This is a genomic window from Alkalihalobacillus sp. R86527, from assembly GCF_042466185.1.
Classification (GTDB): domain Bacteria; phylum Bacillota; class Bacilli; order Bacillales; family Guptibacillaceae; genus Guptibacillus.
The window spans coordinates 1,173,114-1,191,362 of the sequence record NZ_JAXHBW010000001.1 but is presented as its reverse complement, the minus strand read 5'-3'; the positions used below and the strand labels follow the sequence as shown (position 1 = coordinate 1,191,362).

General features: G+C 39.5%; 20 protein-coding genes. 4 read left to right on the top strand and 16 right to left on the bottom strand.

Features of this window, described 5'->3' with window-relative positions; all coding sequences use genetic code 11:
- Positions 1-80: 80 nt before the first annotated feature.
- The 5 genes from accA to SJY16_RS06000 form a co-directional block, all read right to left on the bottom strand.
- Entirely contained in the window at positions 81-1,058 is a 978-nt protein-coding gene (accA, locus tag SJY16_RS06020; RefSeq protein ID WP_377888195.1) for an acetyl-CoA carboxylase carboxyl transferase subunit alpha, read from the bottom strand.
- The gene (accD, locus tag SJY16_RS06015) at positions 1,058-1,915 is read right to left on the bottom strand and encodes an acetyl-CoA carboxylase, carboxyltransferase subunit beta (RefSeq protein ID WP_377888194.1); all 858 of its coding nucleotides are present in this window, start codon (positions 1,913-1,915) and stop codon (positions 1,058-1,060) included. Before accD ends, accA begins: the two co-directional genes overlap by 1 nt.
- Before the next feature lie 20 nt (positions 1,916-1,935).
- Entirely contained in the window at positions 1,936-2,589 is a 654-nt protein-coding gene (locus tag SJY16_RS06010; RefSeq protein ID WP_377888192.1) for a FadR/GntR family transcriptional regulator, read from the bottom strand.
- An 81-nt stretch (positions 2,590-2,670) separates the two neighbouring features.
- Positions 2,671-3,909 carry an NADP-dependent malic enzyme gene (ystJ, locus tag SJY16_RS06005; RefSeq protein ID WP_377892085.1) on the bottom strand — a complete coding sequence of 413 codons (1,239 nt, stop codon included), beginning with the start codon at positions 3,907-3,909 and terminating at the stop codon, positions 2,671-2,673.
- A 130-nt stretch (positions 3,910-4,039) separates the two neighbouring features.
- Positions 4,040-7,411, bottom strand: a complete 3,372-nt coding sequence (locus SJY16_RS06000) for a DNA polymerase III subunit alpha (RefSeq protein ID WP_377888191.1) — start codon at positions 7,409-7,411, stop codon at positions 4,040-4,042.
- A 200-nt stretch (positions 7,412-7,611) separates the two neighbouring features.
- Between SJY16_RS06000 and SJY16_RS05995 the strand changes: the two genes are divergently transcribed.
- From SJY16_RS05995 to SJY16_RS05985, 3 genes are all read left to right on the top strand, one after another.
- Complete coding sequence (locus SJY16_RS05995) at positions 7,612-7,944, top strand: YtrH family sporulation protein (RefSeq protein ID WP_377888190.1); 333 nt, start codon at positions 7,612-7,614, stop codon at positions 7,942-7,944.
- Positions 7,944-8,450: a sporulation membrane protein YtrI gene (gene ytrI, locus SJY16_RS05990; protein ID WP_377888188.1), complete on the top strand. Its 507-nt coding sequence runs from the start codon at positions 7,944-7,946 to the stop codon at positions 8,448-8,450. The genes SJY16_RS05995 and ytrI overlap by 1 nt, the downstream gene beginning before the upstream one ends.
- Before the next feature lie 98 nt (positions 8,451-8,548).
- Positions 8,549-8,740, top strand: a complete 192-nt coding sequence (locus SJY16_RS05985) for a YtzJ family protein (RefSeq protein ID WP_224878726.1) — start codon at positions 8,549-8,551, stop codon at positions 8,738-8,740.
- 57 nt (positions 8,741-8,797) lie between these two features.
- Here SJY16_RS05985 and SJY16_RS05980 read toward each other — a convergent pair whose 3' ends face one another.
- Entirely contained in the window at positions 8,798-9,736 is a 939-nt protein-coding gene (locus SJY16_RS05980) for a DHH family phosphoesterase (protein WP_377888187.1), read from the bottom strand.
- Between the two features lie 108 nt (positions 9,737-9,844).
- Here SJY16_RS05980 and SJY16_RS05975 point away from each other — a divergent pair, with 108 nt between their 5' ends.
- Entirely contained in the window at positions 9,845-10,147 is a 303-nt protein-coding gene (locus tag SJY16_RS05975) for a YtpI family protein (RefSeq protein WP_377888185.1), read from the top strand.
- Positions 10,148-10,185: 38 nt separating this feature from the next.
- Here the strand turns inward: SJY16_RS05975 and SJY16_RS05970 are convergent, their stop codons facing one another.
- The 10 genes from SJY16_RS05970 to ald all read right to left on the bottom strand — a co-directional run bounded on the left by SJY16_RS05970 (position 10,186) and on the right by ald (position 18,232).
- Entirely contained in the window at positions 10,186-11,496 is a 1,311-nt protein-coding gene (locus tag SJY16_RS05970; RefSeq protein ID WP_377888184.1) for a DRTGG domain-containing protein, read from the bottom strand.
- 107 nt (positions 11,497-11,603) lie between these two features.
- Positions 11,604-11,849: a hypothetical protein gene (locus tag SJY16_RS05965; RefSeq protein ID WP_377888182.1), complete on the bottom strand. Its 246-nt coding sequence runs from the start codon at positions 11,847-11,849 to the stop codon at positions 11,604-11,606.
- A 114-nt stretch (positions 11,850-11,963) separates the two neighbouring features.
- Positions 11,964-12,644, bottom strand: coding sequence for a metal-dependent hydrolase (locus SJY16_RS05960; RefSeq protein ID WP_377888181.1), 681 nt, complete (start codon positions 12,642-12,644; stop codon positions 11,964-11,966).
- A 70-nt stretch (positions 12,645-12,714) separates the two neighbouring features.
- A complete protein-coding gene (locus SJY16_RS05955) occupies positions 12,715-14,259 on the bottom strand; it encodes a polyamine aminopropyltransferase (protein WP_377888180.1) in 1,545 nt (514 codons plus the stop codon).
- Positions 14,260-14,285: 26 nt separating this feature from the next.
- Positions 14,286-14,681: a DUF350 domain-containing protein gene (locus tag SJY16_RS05950; protein ID WP_377888179.1), complete on the bottom strand. Its 396-nt coding sequence runs from the start codon at positions 14,679-14,681 to the stop codon at positions 14,286-14,288.
- Positions 14,682-14,699: 18 nt separating this feature from the next.
- Entirely contained in the window at positions 14,700-15,272 is a 573-nt protein-coding gene (locus tag SJY16_RS05945; protein ID WP_377888178.1) for a DUF4247 domain-containing protein, read from the bottom strand.
- Positions 15,273-15,298: 26 nt separating this feature from the next.
- Positions 15,299-15,970 carry a PspA/IM30 family protein gene (locus SJY16_RS05940; RefSeq protein WP_224878735.1) on the bottom strand — a complete coding sequence of 224 codons (672 nt, stop codon included), beginning with the start codon at positions 15,968-15,970 and terminating at the stop codon, positions 15,299-15,301.
- Positions 15,971-15,983: 13 nt separating this feature from the next.
- Complete coding sequence (locus SJY16_RS05935) at positions 15,984-16,496, bottom strand: DUF4178 domain-containing protein (protein ID WP_377888177.1); 513 nt, start codon at positions 16,494-16,496, stop codon at positions 15,984-15,986.
- Positions 16,497-16,547: 51 nt separating this feature from the next.
- A complete protein-coding gene (locus SJY16_RS05930) occupies positions 16,548-17,018 on the bottom strand; it encodes a DUF3939 domain-containing protein (protein ID WP_377888176.1) in 471 nt (156 codons plus the stop codon).
- 92 nt (positions 17,019-17,110) lie between these two features.
- Positions 17,111-18,232 (bottom strand): alanine dehydrogenase, encoded by a 1,122-nt coding sequence (ald, locus tag SJY16_RS05925; protein ID WP_377888175.1) that lies wholly within the window; start codon positions 18,230-18,232, stop codon positions 17,111-17,113.
- Between the last annotated feature and the right edge of the window lie 17 nt (positions 18,233-18,249).

Here is an 18,249-nt window from a genome sequence, read left to right as displayed (position 1 = left end):
ATATCAAATACACCCGTTGAACACAATAGCAAAGCACATCCATAAAAAAGTGCTTTCCCCGCACAGAGAAAGCACTTTCCTTATTTTAAGCCAATGGTATCGGTTACAAACGTATATTGTCCAATATTTCTGTATTTTTCATAGCGCTGCTCGACAAGCTCTGATTTGGTAAGTTTAGAAAGTTCTTCCAAAGATTTCATTAACACTTTCTGGATAGAAGCAGCCTGTTCTTCCACATTTCTATGGGCGCCACCTTTTGCTTCTGGTACGATTTCATCGATCACACCTAGTTCTTTCAAATCAGGTGCTGTAATTTTCATTGTATCTGCAGCCTGTTGCGCGAGACTAGCATCTTTCCAAAGAAGAGCTGCTGCACCTTCTGGAGAGATAACAGAATACCAGGAGTTTTCGAGCATGTGTACGTGGTTTCCTACTCCGATTGCAAGAGCACCCCCACTAGCGCCTTCACCAATTACGATACAAACGATTGGAACGGTTAGACCTGCCATTTCAATGAGATTTCGAGCAATCGCTTCACTCTGCCCACGTTCTTCTGCTGCTTTACCTGGAAAGGCTCCTTTTGTGTCTAATAAAAAGACAACAGGTCTATTGAACTTTTCAGCTTGTTTCATAAGACGAAGAGCTTTGCGGTACCCTTCAGGGTGAGGCATACCAAAATTTCTTCGTAAATTCTCTTTCGTATCTTTTCCGCGCTGATGCCCTACAACCGTCACAGGCTTTTCTTCAAATGTTGCTATACCGCCAACAATTGCTTCATCGTCACCAAAAGCTCGGTCTCCATGCAGCTCAATAAAGTCATCAAAGATGCGACCAATGTAGTCTAGCGTAGTTGGACGTTCGGGATGACGTGCAAGTTGAACTCTATTCCAGGCCGTCATGTTCCCATAAATCTCGTCTTCCATATATGCAAGACGCTTTTGAAGTCGCGAGATCTCATCTGATAGGTCGATGTTTTTCTCATCCATAAACGATCTTAATTCTTCGATTTTATCTTCAAGCTCTTGAACCGGTCGTTCAAAATCAAGTCTATTTGCCACTATTGATCACCTCCATTACTATGAATCATGAGTACTGTTGAGAGTGTTTTCTTCATATCAGCACGATGGATGACTGAATCAAGTTGCCCATGATTAAGTAGAAATTCAGCAGTTTGGAAATCTTCAGGAAGATCTTCCCTAATGGTTTGTTCTATAATTCTTCTGCCAGCAAATCCGATCATTGCCTTTGGTTCAGCGAAATTATAGTCACCTACCGAAGCGAAACTAGCAGAAACTCCCCCAGTAGTAGGATGGGTCATAACAGAAATGAATAAACCTCCATTATCAGAAAAGCGTTTCAGTGCCACGCTCGATTTAGCCATCTGCATTAAGCTTAATACACCCTCTTGCATTCTTGCTCCACCAGAGGCAGTAAAGATAATAAAAGGAATCTTTTCTTTATCAGCATGCTCGATGGTTCTTGTGATTTTCTCGCCAACAACCGATCCCATACTTCCCATACGAAAACGAGCATCCATAACAGCAATCGCTGTACGTTGACTGTTGATCGTTCCTTCTCCAGTTACCACTGCTTCGTTAAGAGAAGATTTCTTACGATCCTTTTCGAGTCTTTCAACATAATCAGGGAATGAGAGCGGATTTTCAGAAATCATCCCTGCATTAAACTCTTCAAAACTACCTGCATCAAGCGTATTTTTTATACGCTCAAAAGCGTTCATCTGATGATGATATCCGCATTTCACACATACTTTGTTAGACTTCTCAAGTTCCTTGGAATAAATAATACTTTTGCAGCCAGGACACTTGGTCATTATGCCCTCTGGCACATCTTGTTTTATTTTTTCAGAAGGAACAGTTGCGTATTTCTTCTTCTTATTAAATATATCTTTTAACAATTGTGACCATCCCTTTCACCTTAAATATCTTGCTGATTGTAATCTTTGTCATTCTCGGACAACAGACGAATGGCCTTCTCCTGGTTACGAGCAGTTAATGCTTCAATTAATGCTTCATAATAAGTAACAGGACGGTAAGTAAGATGGTGCCAAATTGTCTGATGATAGTCGGAAAGCTCACCCCATAACCTCATGAGTAAATGATTCTTTGTTGATGAAGTGATAACTCGAAAGAATGCTATATCAAACTCTGTTGAGTAAATATCTTCCTCAGAAGCAGGTTCTTTATGATAAAGCATCGTTTTCAGTTGCTCTAATTCATCTTCGGTTATACGATCACAAGCTAACCTTAAGATGTCCATCTCGATTAAATGTCGCGTTTCTAACAAATCTCGTCTAGACTTTGTATCTTTAAGAATAAATGAAGCAATAACCTCAACTAGACGATGATTTTTCACATTTGAAATAAAGGTACCTTCTCCACGTCTCGTTTCGATAAGTCCTAGCATTTCCATTGACCTTAAGGCTTCTCTTACTGACGACCTTCCTGCATTTAACCGCTCAGAAAGCTCCCTTTCGGAAGGGAGCTTGTCACCGGTTTGTAAACCATCATTATATATAATTGCTTTTATTTTATCTAAGATATTCTGGTAGACTTTCCCCTGTGGTTCCATGTTGGAAAATCAACACCCCTTCTTCAATCCTGGTCATCCCCTTATCCAAGAAAAAAGTGAGAAAGTAACGTTCTTTCCCACTTACTTTTCTTCTTCAGCAATGATTGCAAGAGAACGTGTTTTTTCTTTAACGACCTCAGGATCTACATTAATACGTGCTACACCTGTTTCCATCGCAGCCTTTGCAACACTTGCTGCCACTGCTGGGGCAACTCTCGGATCAAATGGAGCAGGAATAACATAATCTGCATTTAAATCGTCGCTACTTACAAGTTCCGCAATCGCCTGAACCGCAGCTACCTTCATGTCTTCATTGATATGAGTAGCACGTACGTCTAAAGCACCTCTGAAAATCCCAGGAAACGCCAAAACGTTGTTAATCTGATTAGGGAAATCCGAACGACCTGTACCAATCACACTCGCACCAGCATCTCTAGCATCTTCAGGCATAATTTCAGGTACAGGGTTTGCCATCGCAAAAATAATCGGATCCTCATTCATGGATGCAACCATTTCTTTCGTTAATGCTCCTTCAACTGACACTCCGATAAACACATCAGTATTTGAAATAACTTCTTTTAGAGAGCCTTCCGCTTGATCTCTATTCGTATATTTCGCTACAGATGCTTTCACATCATTCATTCCATAAGGGCGACCTTCAAAGATTGCTCCTTTGGAATCACACATGATGATGTCTTTCACACCAAAGCGGTTTAATAGCTTAATAATAGCAATACCAGCTGCACCCGCACCATTGATCACGACTTTGATCTCACTCATTGATTTGCCAGATAATTTCAATGCATTTACAAGACCCGCTACTGTCACGATTGCAGTTCCATGCTGGTCATCATGAAAAATCGGAATATTGGTTTCTTTCTTTAGTCTTTCTTCAATCACAAAACAATTCGGAGCCGCTATGTCTTCAAGGTTTATACCACCAAATGTCGGTTCCATTAATTTAACGGTCTGAACTATTTGGTCAACATCTGTCGTATTTAAACAAATTGGGAAAGCATCTACGCCAGCAAAACTTTTGAAAAGAACGGCCTTTCCTTCCATGACAGGTAATGACGCTTCAGGTCCAATGTTCCCTAAACCAAGCACAGCCGTACCATCAGAAACGACAGCTACCATGTTCCCTTTCATCGTGTACTCATATACCTTATTCTTATCGTCGTATATTTCTTTACACGGCTCCGCGACACCTGGTGAATATGCAAGGCTCAAGTCAGTTGCATTTCTCACCGGAACTTTGGATTTAGATTCAAGTTTTCCTTGGTTAACTCTGTGAATATGTAATGCTTCTTCTCTTGTGATAGACAATTAACCCACTCTCCTTCTTAGGAAGCTATATGTTCTAGTATTATGATTTCATCGATTATGAAGACAGTGGTCAGACCACTCTATTTTCACCATTATAACAAATCACCAATTGCTGTAAAGAATTTCATCGAGTCTTTTTAACTACATTGTTCTCACCTAATAGGTTTTTTAACCTTTTTATACAAGTGTCTGAGAGTTTAACAAACCATTCTTCCCCTAGTTTTACAGTCTTTTCAGAATGGCTATAGTACAGCACAACAGCAGACTCACCCTTATTTTCACTCAACACTTTTTTTACATTATCTAACGTATCATCGTTGAGATGAGGGTGATCGATTTTTAAGAATAGTGTACCTGAGTTTTTTTTAGGAGTAATATCTTTTAGTCTTTTTGCTCTCGAAACGATTATATTTGTACTTTCTTCTCTTTTTTGAACAACGCCATCTATATACACAAATTCACCCTGCTGAAGAATACCTGAAGTTTGTTCCCAAATATCAGGAAAGACAACTCCCTCAATTTCAGAAGTTTCATCTTCTAATGTTATAAAAGCCATCATTTGTCCTTTCTTAGTTCGAATACTTCTCGTCTTAATCACTTCCGCTGCAATTCGAAGTGGACGACGGTCAGCAAACGAGATTCCTTCAGATATAACAGTACGTTGATAACCTTGAATATTCTTCAAATAAGGCTCGATTGGATTAGCAGTTAAATAAAAGCCAATCGCTTCCTTCTCAAAAGCGAGGAGGTCCTTTTCTTCAAAAGGTGGTACACTTTCGTAGGGTGGCTCAGAATCATTACTATTGAACAAGCCTGGTTGATTCTCATCCCCTTGTTCAGAAGCAAAATTCATAGCAGTTTCAAGTGTTGCAAGTAACGATGATCGACTGACTTTGAAATCATCCATCGCTCCTGCAAAAACCAACGATTCAATCGCTCTTTTGTTTACCACCCGGAGTGAAACCCTAGTACAGAAATCGAATAAGCTCTTGTAGGCTTTATCGCCCCTCCTCGAAACAATTTCCTCAATCGCATTTTTTCCAACATTCTTTACTGGTAATAGTCCAAAACGTATGGACTCAGCATCTACTATAAATGTACTTTCACTTTTGTTAATAGAAGGAGGAAGTACAGACAATCCTTTTTGATGACATTCCGTTAAGTATTTTGATAACCGATCTTGGTTTCCAATCGCAGATGTTAATAAACTCGAAAAGAAATACCTGGGATAATTAGCTTTCAAATATGCAAGCTGGTACGCAATAATGCTGTATGCTACTGCGTGACTACGATTAAATCCATAGTTAGCAAATCGTACGATATACTCATATACCTCTTCAGCAGTTTCTTTCGAATATCCTTTTGCTAGACAGCCTTTCACGAAATGCTCTCTCTCCGATTCGAGCACTTCCCGCTTCTTTTTCGAAACAGCTCTTCTTAATAAATCAGCTTCTCCTAAAGAGAACCCCGCTAATTTAGACGCAATCTGCATAATTTGTTCCTGATATACAATGACACCATAGGTAGATTGAAGAATTGACTTCAAATCAGGATGTGGATAGTGAACAGGACGTTCATTATGTTTACCTGATATGAATAATGGAATGTTTTCCATCGGCCCCGGTCGATAAAGAGCGTTAACAGCCACAATATCTTCAAATTCTGTAGGTTTAAGCTTACGTAAAACCTGTCTCATCCCATCAGATTCCAGTTGGAAAACACCGGTGGTATCTCCTTCTGTAAGCATCGAAAATGTAGCTTGATCGTCCGCTGGTATAGTTGATAATGAAAGCTTCTCACCTGTATTTAACTCAATATTTTTAAGAATCCCCTCAATGAGGGTAAGGTTTCGAAGTCCAAGGAAATCCATCTTCAATAACCCGATTTCTTCAAGGTCATTCATTGGAAATTGAGTCAAACTGATATGATGTCCCTCTTGAAGCGGTACGTACTTCGTTAGAGGGGCGGCGGAAATGACTACGCCAGCTGCGTGTGTAGAAGTATGTCTTGGCAAACCTTCAATCGTGCTTGCGATTTCGAATACTCTCATGCATTCTTCAGAAGTAGAAAGAACCTTTTTAAGCTCAGGAGATTCTTCTTTAGCCTTTTGCAAAGTAATCCCTGGCTGGGATGGAATTGCCTTTGACATTGCATCGAGTAATTTTGTATCTACTTCAAGTACTTTCCCAACATCTCGAATCGCAGCTTTGGCAGCAAGCGTCCCAAAAGTAACAATTTGCGCCACGTGATTATGCCCATATTTATTATGAACGTATTCGATAACTTCATCACGACGTACATCTGGGAAATCGATATCAATATCTGGCATCGTGACTCGCTCCGGATTTAAGAATCGTTCGAAGAGCAGGTTATGTTGAATTGGATCTACATCGGTTATGTTCAGTAAGTAAGCAACCAATGATCCCGCTGCAGATCCTCTTCCTGGTCCTGTAATCATTCCTTTCTCATGAGCATATTTCATGAAATCCCAAACAATTAAAAAGTAATCACTGAAACCCATTTTACTAATGATAGATAATTCATAATCTAGCCTATCATCAATAATAGAACTACTCGATCCATAACGAGCAGTCACACCTTCAAGACATAGACTTTTAAGGTATTCGTCGGCTGACCTTTCTTCAGGCACAGGGTATTCAGGAAGATGCGTATCTTCAAAAGATAAGCTCACATTACATTGCGATGCTATTCTTCCGGTTGCTTCAATCGCCTCTTCATATCCTTCGAAGCGTTCTTTCATCTCCTCTTTACCTGTTAAATAGAATTCATGATTCGGAAGACTAACATGATCTTTATCTTCATAGCGGACCCCATTATCGATGCACTTCAAACAATCATGCGCTTCTCCATCACCTTTTGATATGTAGTGAACAGCATTAGTAACGGTGAGAGGTAAGTCCGCTTTTTTTGCAAATCTGTAAACCAACTGGTTAAGTTGCCTTTCTTCACGTATGAAGTGGTCTTGCATTTCTAGGTAAAAACCTGACGAAAATGCTTTCTTGTACTCAACCGCATGCTGCAACGCTGCAGTCTCCTCACCTTTTAAAAGCAATTCACCTATGACAGTTCCTCTTGCACCTGTCAGCGCAACGATTCCCTCAGAGAGAGCTAAAAGTTCTTGTTTCTCAATATAAGCTTTTCTATTAGAAGAGTGCTTTACAATCGTAGATATTTTCAATAAGTTATGATAACCCTCGTTAGATTCCGCTAGAAGAACCAATGTGTCGTACTGGTTAGGATCAGGGTAAGAATGAGATGTTCCTACTGATACCTCTACTTCTAGTCCAATGATTGGTTTAATTCCGTTTTCTAGACAAGCTTTATAGAATGGAATTGTTCCGTACATTGTCCCCTTATCCGTTAAAGCAAGTGACGCATAGCCCATTCTTTTGGCTGCTCCCACTAGTTTCTCTATTCGGCTCGGGCTATCTAAAAGGCTATATTCGCTATAAACACGCAGATGCACAAATTCCATTTGTAATCCCACTTTCACTGAACGATTACCTCTATTATAGATACTGTTACCTTCTCAAACAAACATTATCAAGCATAACCACCCTTCCTTTTCGCATAGTCTTTATTAAAGGTGGACTAGATTTGCTCGGACCTATTGTGAATGTAGGGATTTTTCTTATTGTGTTCATCATTCTGAAATAATGAAAGAAGGAGTTACCAATGGAGAGAGTTACGCTCGTCACATTAATTATTGCTTTTTTTGTTGCTTTTGGAGTTATCGTTGGTGGATCAATCATCGGTGGGATTGGTGCATTTCTGTCAGGGGAACCACCATTGCACTGGATATATGTAGTGGCTCAAAGGTTGAAAATTTGGGCCATCGCAGCTGCGATTGGAGGAACGTTCGATACAATCAATAATATGGAGAGGAGCTTCCTGAGCGGATCTCCTGATGAAATTATGCGCCAATTTTTATGGATATTTTGTGCATTAGGAGGGGCCCAAGCGGGCATGGAAGTCATTAACTGGTTTACACAAGGACGTGCCCACTAATGAGAGTTCCTCAAGTATACTCCAGAAAAGGATGGCAGAAATTCCTCGCTGGGCTATCGGTAGGAGTCATTTTTGGATGGTTGTTCTTCTTGATGCTTTTTGGAATTATGTATGAAAAGCAAATTACAACAATCAAAGAACAGAAAATAAAAATCTCAGATCTCAAAACACAAAACCGTACATTATTAGATGATCAAGAAAACTACGACAATGAAGATATCGAAAAAACCCTTCTCATTAAAGGCATTGTAGTGACGTTCGACAAGGAGCAGGACCTATCCCTCAACTCATTGACTAAGCATGAGTTAAAAAAAGCTGTTCAAGACGAATTAAATGATTTATTGAACAAAGACCTTGGATCTGTTGCACATACCAGGTCTTTTATTATCAAATCCCTCGAGAATAAAACTTTAATGATCAATGACATTGAATATGGCTTCGAAGTAAAACAAATGATCGTTTATACAACTGTCGAAGTCGTTCTATCGATTCGATTAATTCAATAAAAAGATACTACTATTTTGTGACTTTTTGTCAGAAAAGTCGCATTTTTATAATTTGTGGTATATGATAGAAGTACAGCAAAATTTCAGGAGGTGTAGCGATGGTTATCAACCGTAAGCAGCTAGCCAAATCCAAGGTAGCCGATTTGATGAACGGACGTTCAGCTTATGCGGAAACAAAAGAATTAGCTACTCTTATCAAGAAAGAATTACAATCGCTTAACATTGATGTGCATGAGGACGTGACGAACTTTGGTTCCTGGTTCATTCCGATGCCACAAGAACAAGTTTAATTAGTAAAGACCGACGCTCTCAATTATTTGAGGATTGCCGGTCTTTATTTGTATTATTTAGAAATCTTCACACGCTTTCTCAAGCTCTTCTAACACTTGATCTGCCTCTTCCCATGTATAAACGGTTGCTCCTGCAGCCATCGGGTGGCCTCCTCCGTTATACCTTGTAGCAATACTGTTCACAACTGGTCCTTTTGAACGGAGACGAACTCGAATTTGATCTTCTTCTTCTATGAAAAACACCCATGCTTTTAGCCCAGCAACATTTGAGAATGAATTAACGAGTTGTGATGCCTCACTTGCGCTAACACCATAGGAAGAAAGTGTTTCATTCGATAACTTAATCCATCCTGCTCCATTCTGACTTACTTCAAACTGTTGAAGAACAAGCCCATTCAGCCTCGCTATATGCTGCTCTGTTTTGTAAAGTTCTTTATATAGAGATCCTGTGTCAAATCCATGTTTAAGTAGCTCTCCCGCGTATTCAAACGTACGTTGCGTCGTATTTGAGAACATAAACCTTCCTGTATCTCCAACAATACCTGCATAAAGAAGAAAAGCCCCTTCATCCGGAAGCACATATCCGCGTTGTTTCGCATGTATGTAAAGGTCCACGATCATTTCACTAACAGAACTCGAAGAAGTATCTACCCATAAAATATCTCCATATGGATCTTCATTTGGATGGTGATCAATTTTCACGAGCAAATTTCCTCGGTGATAGCGATCGTCACTAATTCTAGGCTGATTCGCCGTGTCACATACAATTACAAGGGCATTTTCATAATCTTCATCTGAGACCTCATCCATTCTGTTCAAGAACATAAGAGATGGTTCTTCTTCTCCAACGACTAGTACGTTTTTTTGCGGAAATGTCCCTTTGATCAATGAAGCTAGCCCTCCTTGTGAACCGAGCGCATCAGGGTCAGGTCGTACATGGCGATGGATTATGATTGTCTCGAATTTTTCTATTGCATCCAATATTTGTTCTTTCATTTTAATACTCCTTTCGTACACTTTCCGATTTGTTAAAGGTTCGTCATAGATTTTCAACCTTAAGTTCTATACAATAGAGACGAACCTTACATTTGGAGGAAAGCATACATGCCTATCTTTATTATAATAATTGTTTTTTCAATAGTATTTTATTTGTTTTATCGCGTGAAGTCGTTCAGATCTACTGGAGTGGCTACGAAAGAATGGTTAAATTCTAAAGCTAGCATTGCACTTGGGTTATTTCTAATTTCCTTTGCGATCAATTCATTCACTGTCTACATCACTACTGTAACGTATATCGTTGGTGGTGTATTCATCTTACTTGGTCTCGTCAACGTGATTGTCGGATATAAGAAACAAAAGCATTATCGACCATTTGCCATTGAAGAGTTCGATAATATGAATAAGTAACAACAAAGCGCCATGAGTCTTCTCATGGCGTTTTTGGTTTATCGATCGATTAATTGTGCCATCATCAATGCTTTACCAACTACAGTCCCGTCATGATAGATCTCAACATCTACTTTCCCGAATTTTCGGGAGACTTCAAGAACTTTAGGGATGATTTCAATCGTATTATCGATTTGAACAGGTTTAATAAAATATAATGTGATGTTTTCTACGACAAGATCGCCCTTTTTATACTTCTTCAACACTCTGCTACCTGCTTCAGTAACAAGCGTAGTGAAAACTCCATACGAAAGTGTTCCTAGTAGACTCGTCATCTGCGGAGTTACTTCACAAACATATCTACTCTCATTACTTGTCGATACATCATTAAACCGACTTGTAATTAAATCGTCAAACGTTTCACCAATTTGTGGTTGTTGTTGAATCAATTGCAAGGCTTTTAAAACATCTTGCCTACTTACGATACCGATCAACCTTTGATATTGATCAAGTACAGGTAGCATCTCGATACCTTCCCATATCATCGTGTGTGCCGCTGATGCAACTGACGTTTGCTCATTTACCGTTAATGGCTGCTTCGTCATTACTTTCGTAATTGGCGTTTGATATTGCTCTCCCAAGACATCTTTAGATGTAACGATGCCTTGAACTTTCATGTTGGGATCGACAACCGGATATCTGCTATGAAGGGTTGCTTCATTTAATTCATGCCACCGGCCAACGTTCTCAGTCGATACAAGAAAGCTTGTCTTTGTTAACGGTGTTAGAATGTCACTTACAAGGACGATTTCTTTTTTTATCAATTGGTCATAAATCGCACGATTGATCATCGTCGCAACGGTAAATGAATCATATGAGGTCGAGATGATTGGAAGATCATATGCATCCGCCATTGCTTTCACTTCATCTTCTGCGTCAAATCCTCCTGTGATTAAGACAGCTGCACCTGCTTCAAGCGCGATTTTATGGACGTTATCACGATTTCCTACTATGAGAAGACTACCAGGGTCAACGTAACGCATCATCGCTTCTAGCTTCATTGCCCCAATGACAAATTTATGCAACGTCTTGTGAAGTCCATTTTTCCCACCTAGCACTTGTCCATCTACTATATTCACAACTTCAGCATAAGTAAGTTTTTCAATGTTTTCTTTTTCTTTTTTTGTGATACGAATCGTGCCCACACGTTCGATTGTGCTAACAGTCCCTTTATTTTCAGCATCTTTAATCGCTCTGTATGCTGTTCCTTCACTTACTTTGAGCTCTCTAGCAATTTGTCTGACTGAAATTTTACTTCCTACCTCGAGCGTTTCAATATAATCAAGTATCTGTTCATGTTTCGTTGTCAATTGCTTTCACCATGCTTTCTATGGCCACATCTGTATCAATATTTAATTTCCATCTGTTATAGTGGTGTTTGAATTGACTTCATTATACATAACTATTGGATGCAACTTCAACGGCTGTAAAGCTTTTTTCTCGATTCCACTTCAGATTCTTCAAATTGATGAGTGAGATTCCTCTTTTTTTCACTTCTACCGAAGTACAATCCAACGAAATTACCTCCCAATGCCATTAAAGCAAATACCAACCACATGCCAAAAAATGCGCCTTCCAACGTTAGATCGAATTGAAACCTTGGCACCGCATCATATACTAGAAATAAGATACATAATACTGACAAAAAAAGACGTTGTTTCATTGTCATTCCTCCCCAATCCTTCTTATACAAAGGATATGAGAGGGCATGGCCTTTTAACACGCCAAAAAAAAGAAGAACCTCTGCCTTAGCATCGGTTCTTTGTAACTGTTTCAATTATAATTTGATTGAATCGCCCGGTTTCATCACTTTCCCTTTATTGTTTTTCAACTTGTCTACAAATGTTTCAGGGTTTTGTTCAATGACAGGAAACGTATTATAGTGAACCGGTACGGTTACATCAGCATTGATCCATTCTGTAGCAATCACAGCATCATCTGGTCCCATTGTGAAATTATCACCGATTGGAATAAACGCCAGGTCAATCTTCACATCTGAAAGCAGCTTCATATCTGAATATAGTGCGGTATCACCAGCATGATAGACTGTCTTATCTTCAGCAGTAAACAGAATACCAGCAGGCATTCCCGTATAAATGATCTGTTTGTTCTCTTCATCCATATAGCTTGAACCATGAAAAGCTTGTGTTAACTTCACTGTACCAAAATCAAATTCATGTGCTCCTCCAATATGCATTGGATGAGTATTCAATTCTTTCCAACCTAAGTATGTGGCAAGTTCAAAAGGTGCAACAACAAGCGCATCATTTCGCTTAGCAATCTCAACAGTGTCGCCTACGTGGTCGTTATGACCATGAGTTAGTAAAATCACATCACATGTGACCTCGTTAGCATCAAGGTCGCATTGTTCATTACCGGTAATGAACGGATCGATTAGTATTTTCGCCTTCTCTGTTACGATTTCAACTACGGAATGACCATGAAATGTTACTTGCATCTAAATTCGCTCCTTTACATGCTTATTATTGGATTCCCCTGTCTTTTTTCCCTATCATGAATTTACTAAACTAATACTGTTGCCATGCATTTTCATATTTCTCGATAAGATTAGGACGAATTAACGTATTTGGTTCTAACTTAATCTTTTCCCCATCTTGTGTAATCGTAGAATCCTCATCTTTACCAAACGCAGTTAGTGAGGGAATCATTGCGGATGTTAAATAGTCCGTTTTCACTCGAATTTTGAGATCTTCACTATCTATTTTAGTCCTTGTAGCTAAAACAAACCCCCAATTACCAAAACTAGGGATATCAACATGCATGTTTGTCGTATAAAGACCTGTTTCACCTATTGTTTTTGAAATCGTCCAGTAAGCTTCCGTTGCAAACACAGGACTAGTAGCCTGCACCATCATTGCACCATCACTCTTTAAATGATTTCTCAACATAGAATAGAACTCCCATGTATATAGCTTGTTTAATGATTCATTATTGGGGTCAGGTAGGTCACTTATAATGACATCAAATCGTTCCGATTCATTTTCCATGAATTTAAACGCGTCCGCGTTCACGACTTGTACTCGCTTGTCCTCAAATGCATGTTGATTCAGTTCTACTACCATGTGATTCGTTCTCGCAATATCAACCATTCGAGGATCGAGATCCACTACTGTAATGGAATCAACCTCATCGTATTTTAGTAACTCTCGAACAGCAAGACCGTCTCCACCACCTAAGATAAGGACGTTATTCCGATCACGACTGGCCGCCATCGGAACATGTACAAGCGTTTCATGATAGCGGTGTTCATCGCTTGAACTAAATTGAAGCTGTCCATTTAAATAGAGTCTGAGATCTCCCTGTTCCTTCGTAAGGACAATTCTCTGATAAGCGGTTTCTTCAGAAAAGATGATCGGATCTTTATAAAGGCGTTGTTCGAATGAAAAAGCGATTTCCTCACCGAACAATACTCCTACAATCATTAAGATCAATGCAAAAGAAGCAGCACCAATATAAATGCTTCTTCTCACAATTTCTTTTCTGAAAGATATAATCATCCAAAACGCAACTAGAATGTTGATTAACGCTACAAGAAAAGCTGATTTAACTAGTCCAAATTCTGGTCTAAGATAAAATGCAAACAATAAACCGCCGACTAGCCCACCTGCATAATCTGAAAAAAGTACCCGAGCGGTACTTTTGTTCATTTCTACGCCTATTTCATTTGCTTTTCTAATCAAAATAGGCAATTCTAGACCGGTTAGACCACCCACTATTAGAATGATACTGTATAGGAATATTGCGGTAGACTCTTCGCCTGCTATGGATGTGATTCCAAAGACAGCAAAGCTCGATATACCACCAATGATACCAATCATTAGCTCGATCACAATAAATCGTGTGATAAGGTGTTTGACTACCCTTTCACTCAACGAAGCACCGATTCCCATTCCAGTAAGAAACAAGGAGATTGTAATGGTATATTGCTTCACACCATCCCCAAGGATATATGAACCTAGAGCACCAAACAGCACTTCAAAAATGATTCCACAGATCGAGACGATCCCTGAAGCCCAATACAGCTGACTGCTCTTATTTGTAATCTTACTCATGCCTTTCACCTTCAGCTGTCATATTCTTATGTAATGGATGCGCCCACTACAAAGCCTAGTCCGATCGAAACACACATCGATACGATTCCTACAGCTACCACACCTTCGTGCAGCTTTTGCTCGACTGAAAAACGTCTAGTTAGAAAATCAAAAATATAGTAAGCAATAAGCTGTAATACAACTCCATAGCCACCCCAGATTACAGTATCTAGGACATCAGAACTATGATAGATTGAGAAAGCTAAAATTAAGCATATTCCTATTATTTTACCACCTATCGACAGTGCAACTGCATTATTCCCTTTTTCAATCTCTTGCCAATCCTTATACTTAGTCGTGATTAATTCAAAGATCACTAACCCAACTGCAACAACTACGATCGCTGCAATAAAATATACAAAAGTTAACAAAAATGGACCCATTTTATTACTCTCCTTTACTTATTTTCCTGTCCCTGGTCCTCCACCGCGACTTCCTGAACCTCTAAATGAGGGAGTGCCTGAAGGTCCTTTATACGTTCCACCCGTTGATTTGTAGCCTCCATAACAATTTCCAAGACTATTCTTACATCGAGATTTTTGTTTTTTACCCCAATCATCAACATCAAGGATTTCATCAAGTATGTAATAAGCCAATAACCCATCAAAGAAACTTGGCTGATAATTGTCCCTAACGAATCCAACCGTTGCTACTTCTACGAGTGTGTCCGAGTCACTGTCGCCCTCTGTCAACGATACTATGAAATCGTCATACACAAGGACTTGTTTACCATCTTTTAATTCGCTGACTTCATTCGGTTTTATTTGTTCTTGAAGATAGGAGGAGACCGCGGGAATATCCTTTCCTTCTGCTGTGTAAATCTTCGAGATATCCCCGGAGTCTACGCTACTCTCCACAACGTCTTCAAGCTGATACCGATCCTCTACGACTTCCTGAATATCTTTCGTGATGCCGCAAGCGGATACGAGTAGAACGAATGCTGTCAACAGAATTAATCCTGTCAGCCTTTTCATTCTTCCACCCCTTGAAGGGGAAAGAGTTATTCTTTCCCCATTTTTTTCTTAAGTTCTGCTAATTCATCATCAATCCCATTACCTTTATCGAGTGCATCAAGCTCATCATCTAGAGAACGATTGTCAGAACGCATATCTTCACTTGTCTCTGCTTCTGCTTCATATTGAAGTACCTTTTCTTCCATTCTCTCAAAACCTCGTTTGGAGTCATCGCTACCAACTGAGGACATTGCTCGATTGATTTTCGTCTTTGTTTTTGCAGACTCAGCACGTGCTTTAAGACTATCCTTCTTCAGCTTCATCTGACGATGTTCTTCTTTCATTTCATCGAGTTTACTACGTAACGTATCTGCATCTGCTTTTGCACGTTCATACGATTCTTTCATTGTTTCAGCTTTCGCTTGATGATCTTTCTTATCTTCAAGTGCTCTTTTCGCAAGTTCATCATTATCGGCTTCAAGTGCTTTGACTGCTTGCTCCTGGCGTTTTTCAACCATAGCATTAGCGTCATCCCACTTTTTCTTAAGCATTTTTTCGTTAGCAATTTGCTTTGCTACAGCTGTTTCAGCCTCGCGAATGTCTGCTTCCATATCTCTCATGAACTGTTCTAGCATCTTAACCGGATCTTCTGCTTTATCAAGCGCAGCATTCAATTCTGATGACATGAGTGTCTTAACTCTTTTAAACATTTTAAACATTTATTTCATCCCCTTATTTGCTTCCTGCAAGAATTTTAATTTCATATTCTTCAATTTCATATCCTTTACTAACTTCTACTTCAGTACCCCAAACTTCGACAGACAGAAATTCCTCTTCTTTCTCATCTGAGAAATCATAGTACTCAACATGTTGACCATTGAGGTTACTCCCTCTACCTGTACCTGATACAAGAGCTTTTCCACTCTCATCTAGGTGGAATTTAATGCCTTCGATCATCACTTCTTTAGGAATAGGTTTAGAGAGTTTCTCTTTAACTGTTTTGTATATTCCAAGCTCCAACTCATCATCCATCTCAGCACTTAACCAAATCGATGAAGTTGCTGCTTGTAATTGATAAGCATACCATTTGTAACCCTGATTGTTATACGTTAGCGTTCCAACAACTTCGTAGTCTTCAAGATCATACGTGATTATATCTCCAACCTGAATGTTGAAAACAGTTCGATCTTCTACCTTTGGTTGATCCTTTTCTTTTTTACCAAATAACTTTGAAAGAAAACTCACGGTTGCACCTCCTATCCTATATCTCATTTACGAGTAAACTCATTAAAAGTTTCACTTTTTTTCAGGTTTGCGATGACTTACCATATGTTCCTCAGTCGTTAAATAAAAGTTAAAAGGCGGCCTCTCCGTTAACAGCGCTTTTTTCTCTAACTTATAGTAGCTAACTTTACGATAAGGATCACCTTCTATAATAGGAAAGTCTTCTTCTAATCTTACATATGCATCGACAGCTTTTTGCATCCGATCGATCCAAAAAGGAATCTCACAGTCTTGTTCTGAAAAAAGCTCGAATGTTTCCTTGGACATATAAAAAGGGGTGGAGGGAAGACCATCCAAAAACGGAGTGAGAAGAGTCATATCTATTCGATTATCCTCAAGGACAAGAACTTTAAGAGAGATCCCCTCCCTTTTTTGATCTGCAAATTCACCAACAGCCCTGCGAATATCATCAAGAGTGACATCGATCACGTCGTATTCTTCAGAAATATGCTTTTCTTTCTCTTTTTTCCTCCAGAAACTCATTGTTATTCCCCTCCTTCTTTTTCGACTAGGACTTTCATTTTCCTTTCGTTGTAGAAGAAAAAAGCAGCTGAAATCAGCTGCTTCATTAGATGTTAGTTATTTCCTAGCATTTTCTGAGAACTATTGTATTCTAAACCGTGCGCTTCTGCCACTGCTTCATATGTTACAAAGCCATCCAGCGTATTGATTCCTTTAAGTAAAGGTTCATTTTGTAGACAAGCGTTTTTGTAACCTTTGTTTGCAAGTTGGATTGCATAAGGAACTGTAACGTTCGTCAAAGCAATTGTCGACGTACGCGGAACCGCTCCAGGCATGTTTGCTACTGCATAATGCACAACGCCGTGCTTCGTATACGTTGGGTTATCATGAGTCGTAATTTTGTCAGTTGTTTCGAAAATTCCACCCTGGTCAATCGCAACGTCTACGATCACAGATCCTGGCTTCATATTCTTAATCATATCTTCTGTCACAAGTTTAGGAGCTTTTGCACCTGGAATCAATACTGCACCGATAACAAGATCGGATTCTTTTACAGCTTCCGCTATGTTAAGTGGATTAGACATCATCGTATTGATTTCTGTTCCAAAAATGTCATCTAGCTGACGCATACGCTCAGGGCTAAGATCCATGATAGTAACATCTGCTCCAAGACCCATTGCTATTTTGGCTGCGTTAGTTCCTACAACTCCGCCGCCAATAACTGTGACTTTCCCACGCTTAACACCTGGAACACCACTAAGAAGGATGCCAAGACCGCCTTTAGGCTTTTCTAGGAACTGCGCACCGATTTGGGCTGACATTCTACCTGCTACTTCACTCATTGGTGTTAGAAGAGGTAACGAACCATTCGGTGATTGAACGGTTTCATAAGCAATACCAATCACCTTATTTTCAACAAGCGCGCGCGTTAGCTCTGGTTCTGCTGCTAGGTGTAAATATGTAAATAAAATAAGACCTTCACGGAAATAACCGTATTCCTCAGGCAATGGTTCTTTTACTTTCATCACCATTTCCATACTCCAAGCTTCGCTTGCAGTATCTACAAGATGAGCACCAGCTTCAATATACTGCTCGTCAGTAAAACCTGAACCGATTCCTGCACCCTTTTCAATATGTACTTCGTGGCCAAAATTAGTTAGACTCAGAACTCCAGCAGGAGTCATTGCCACTCTATTTTCATTATTTTTAATTTCTAAAGGTACTCCGATACGCATATATAATCCTCCTTCGA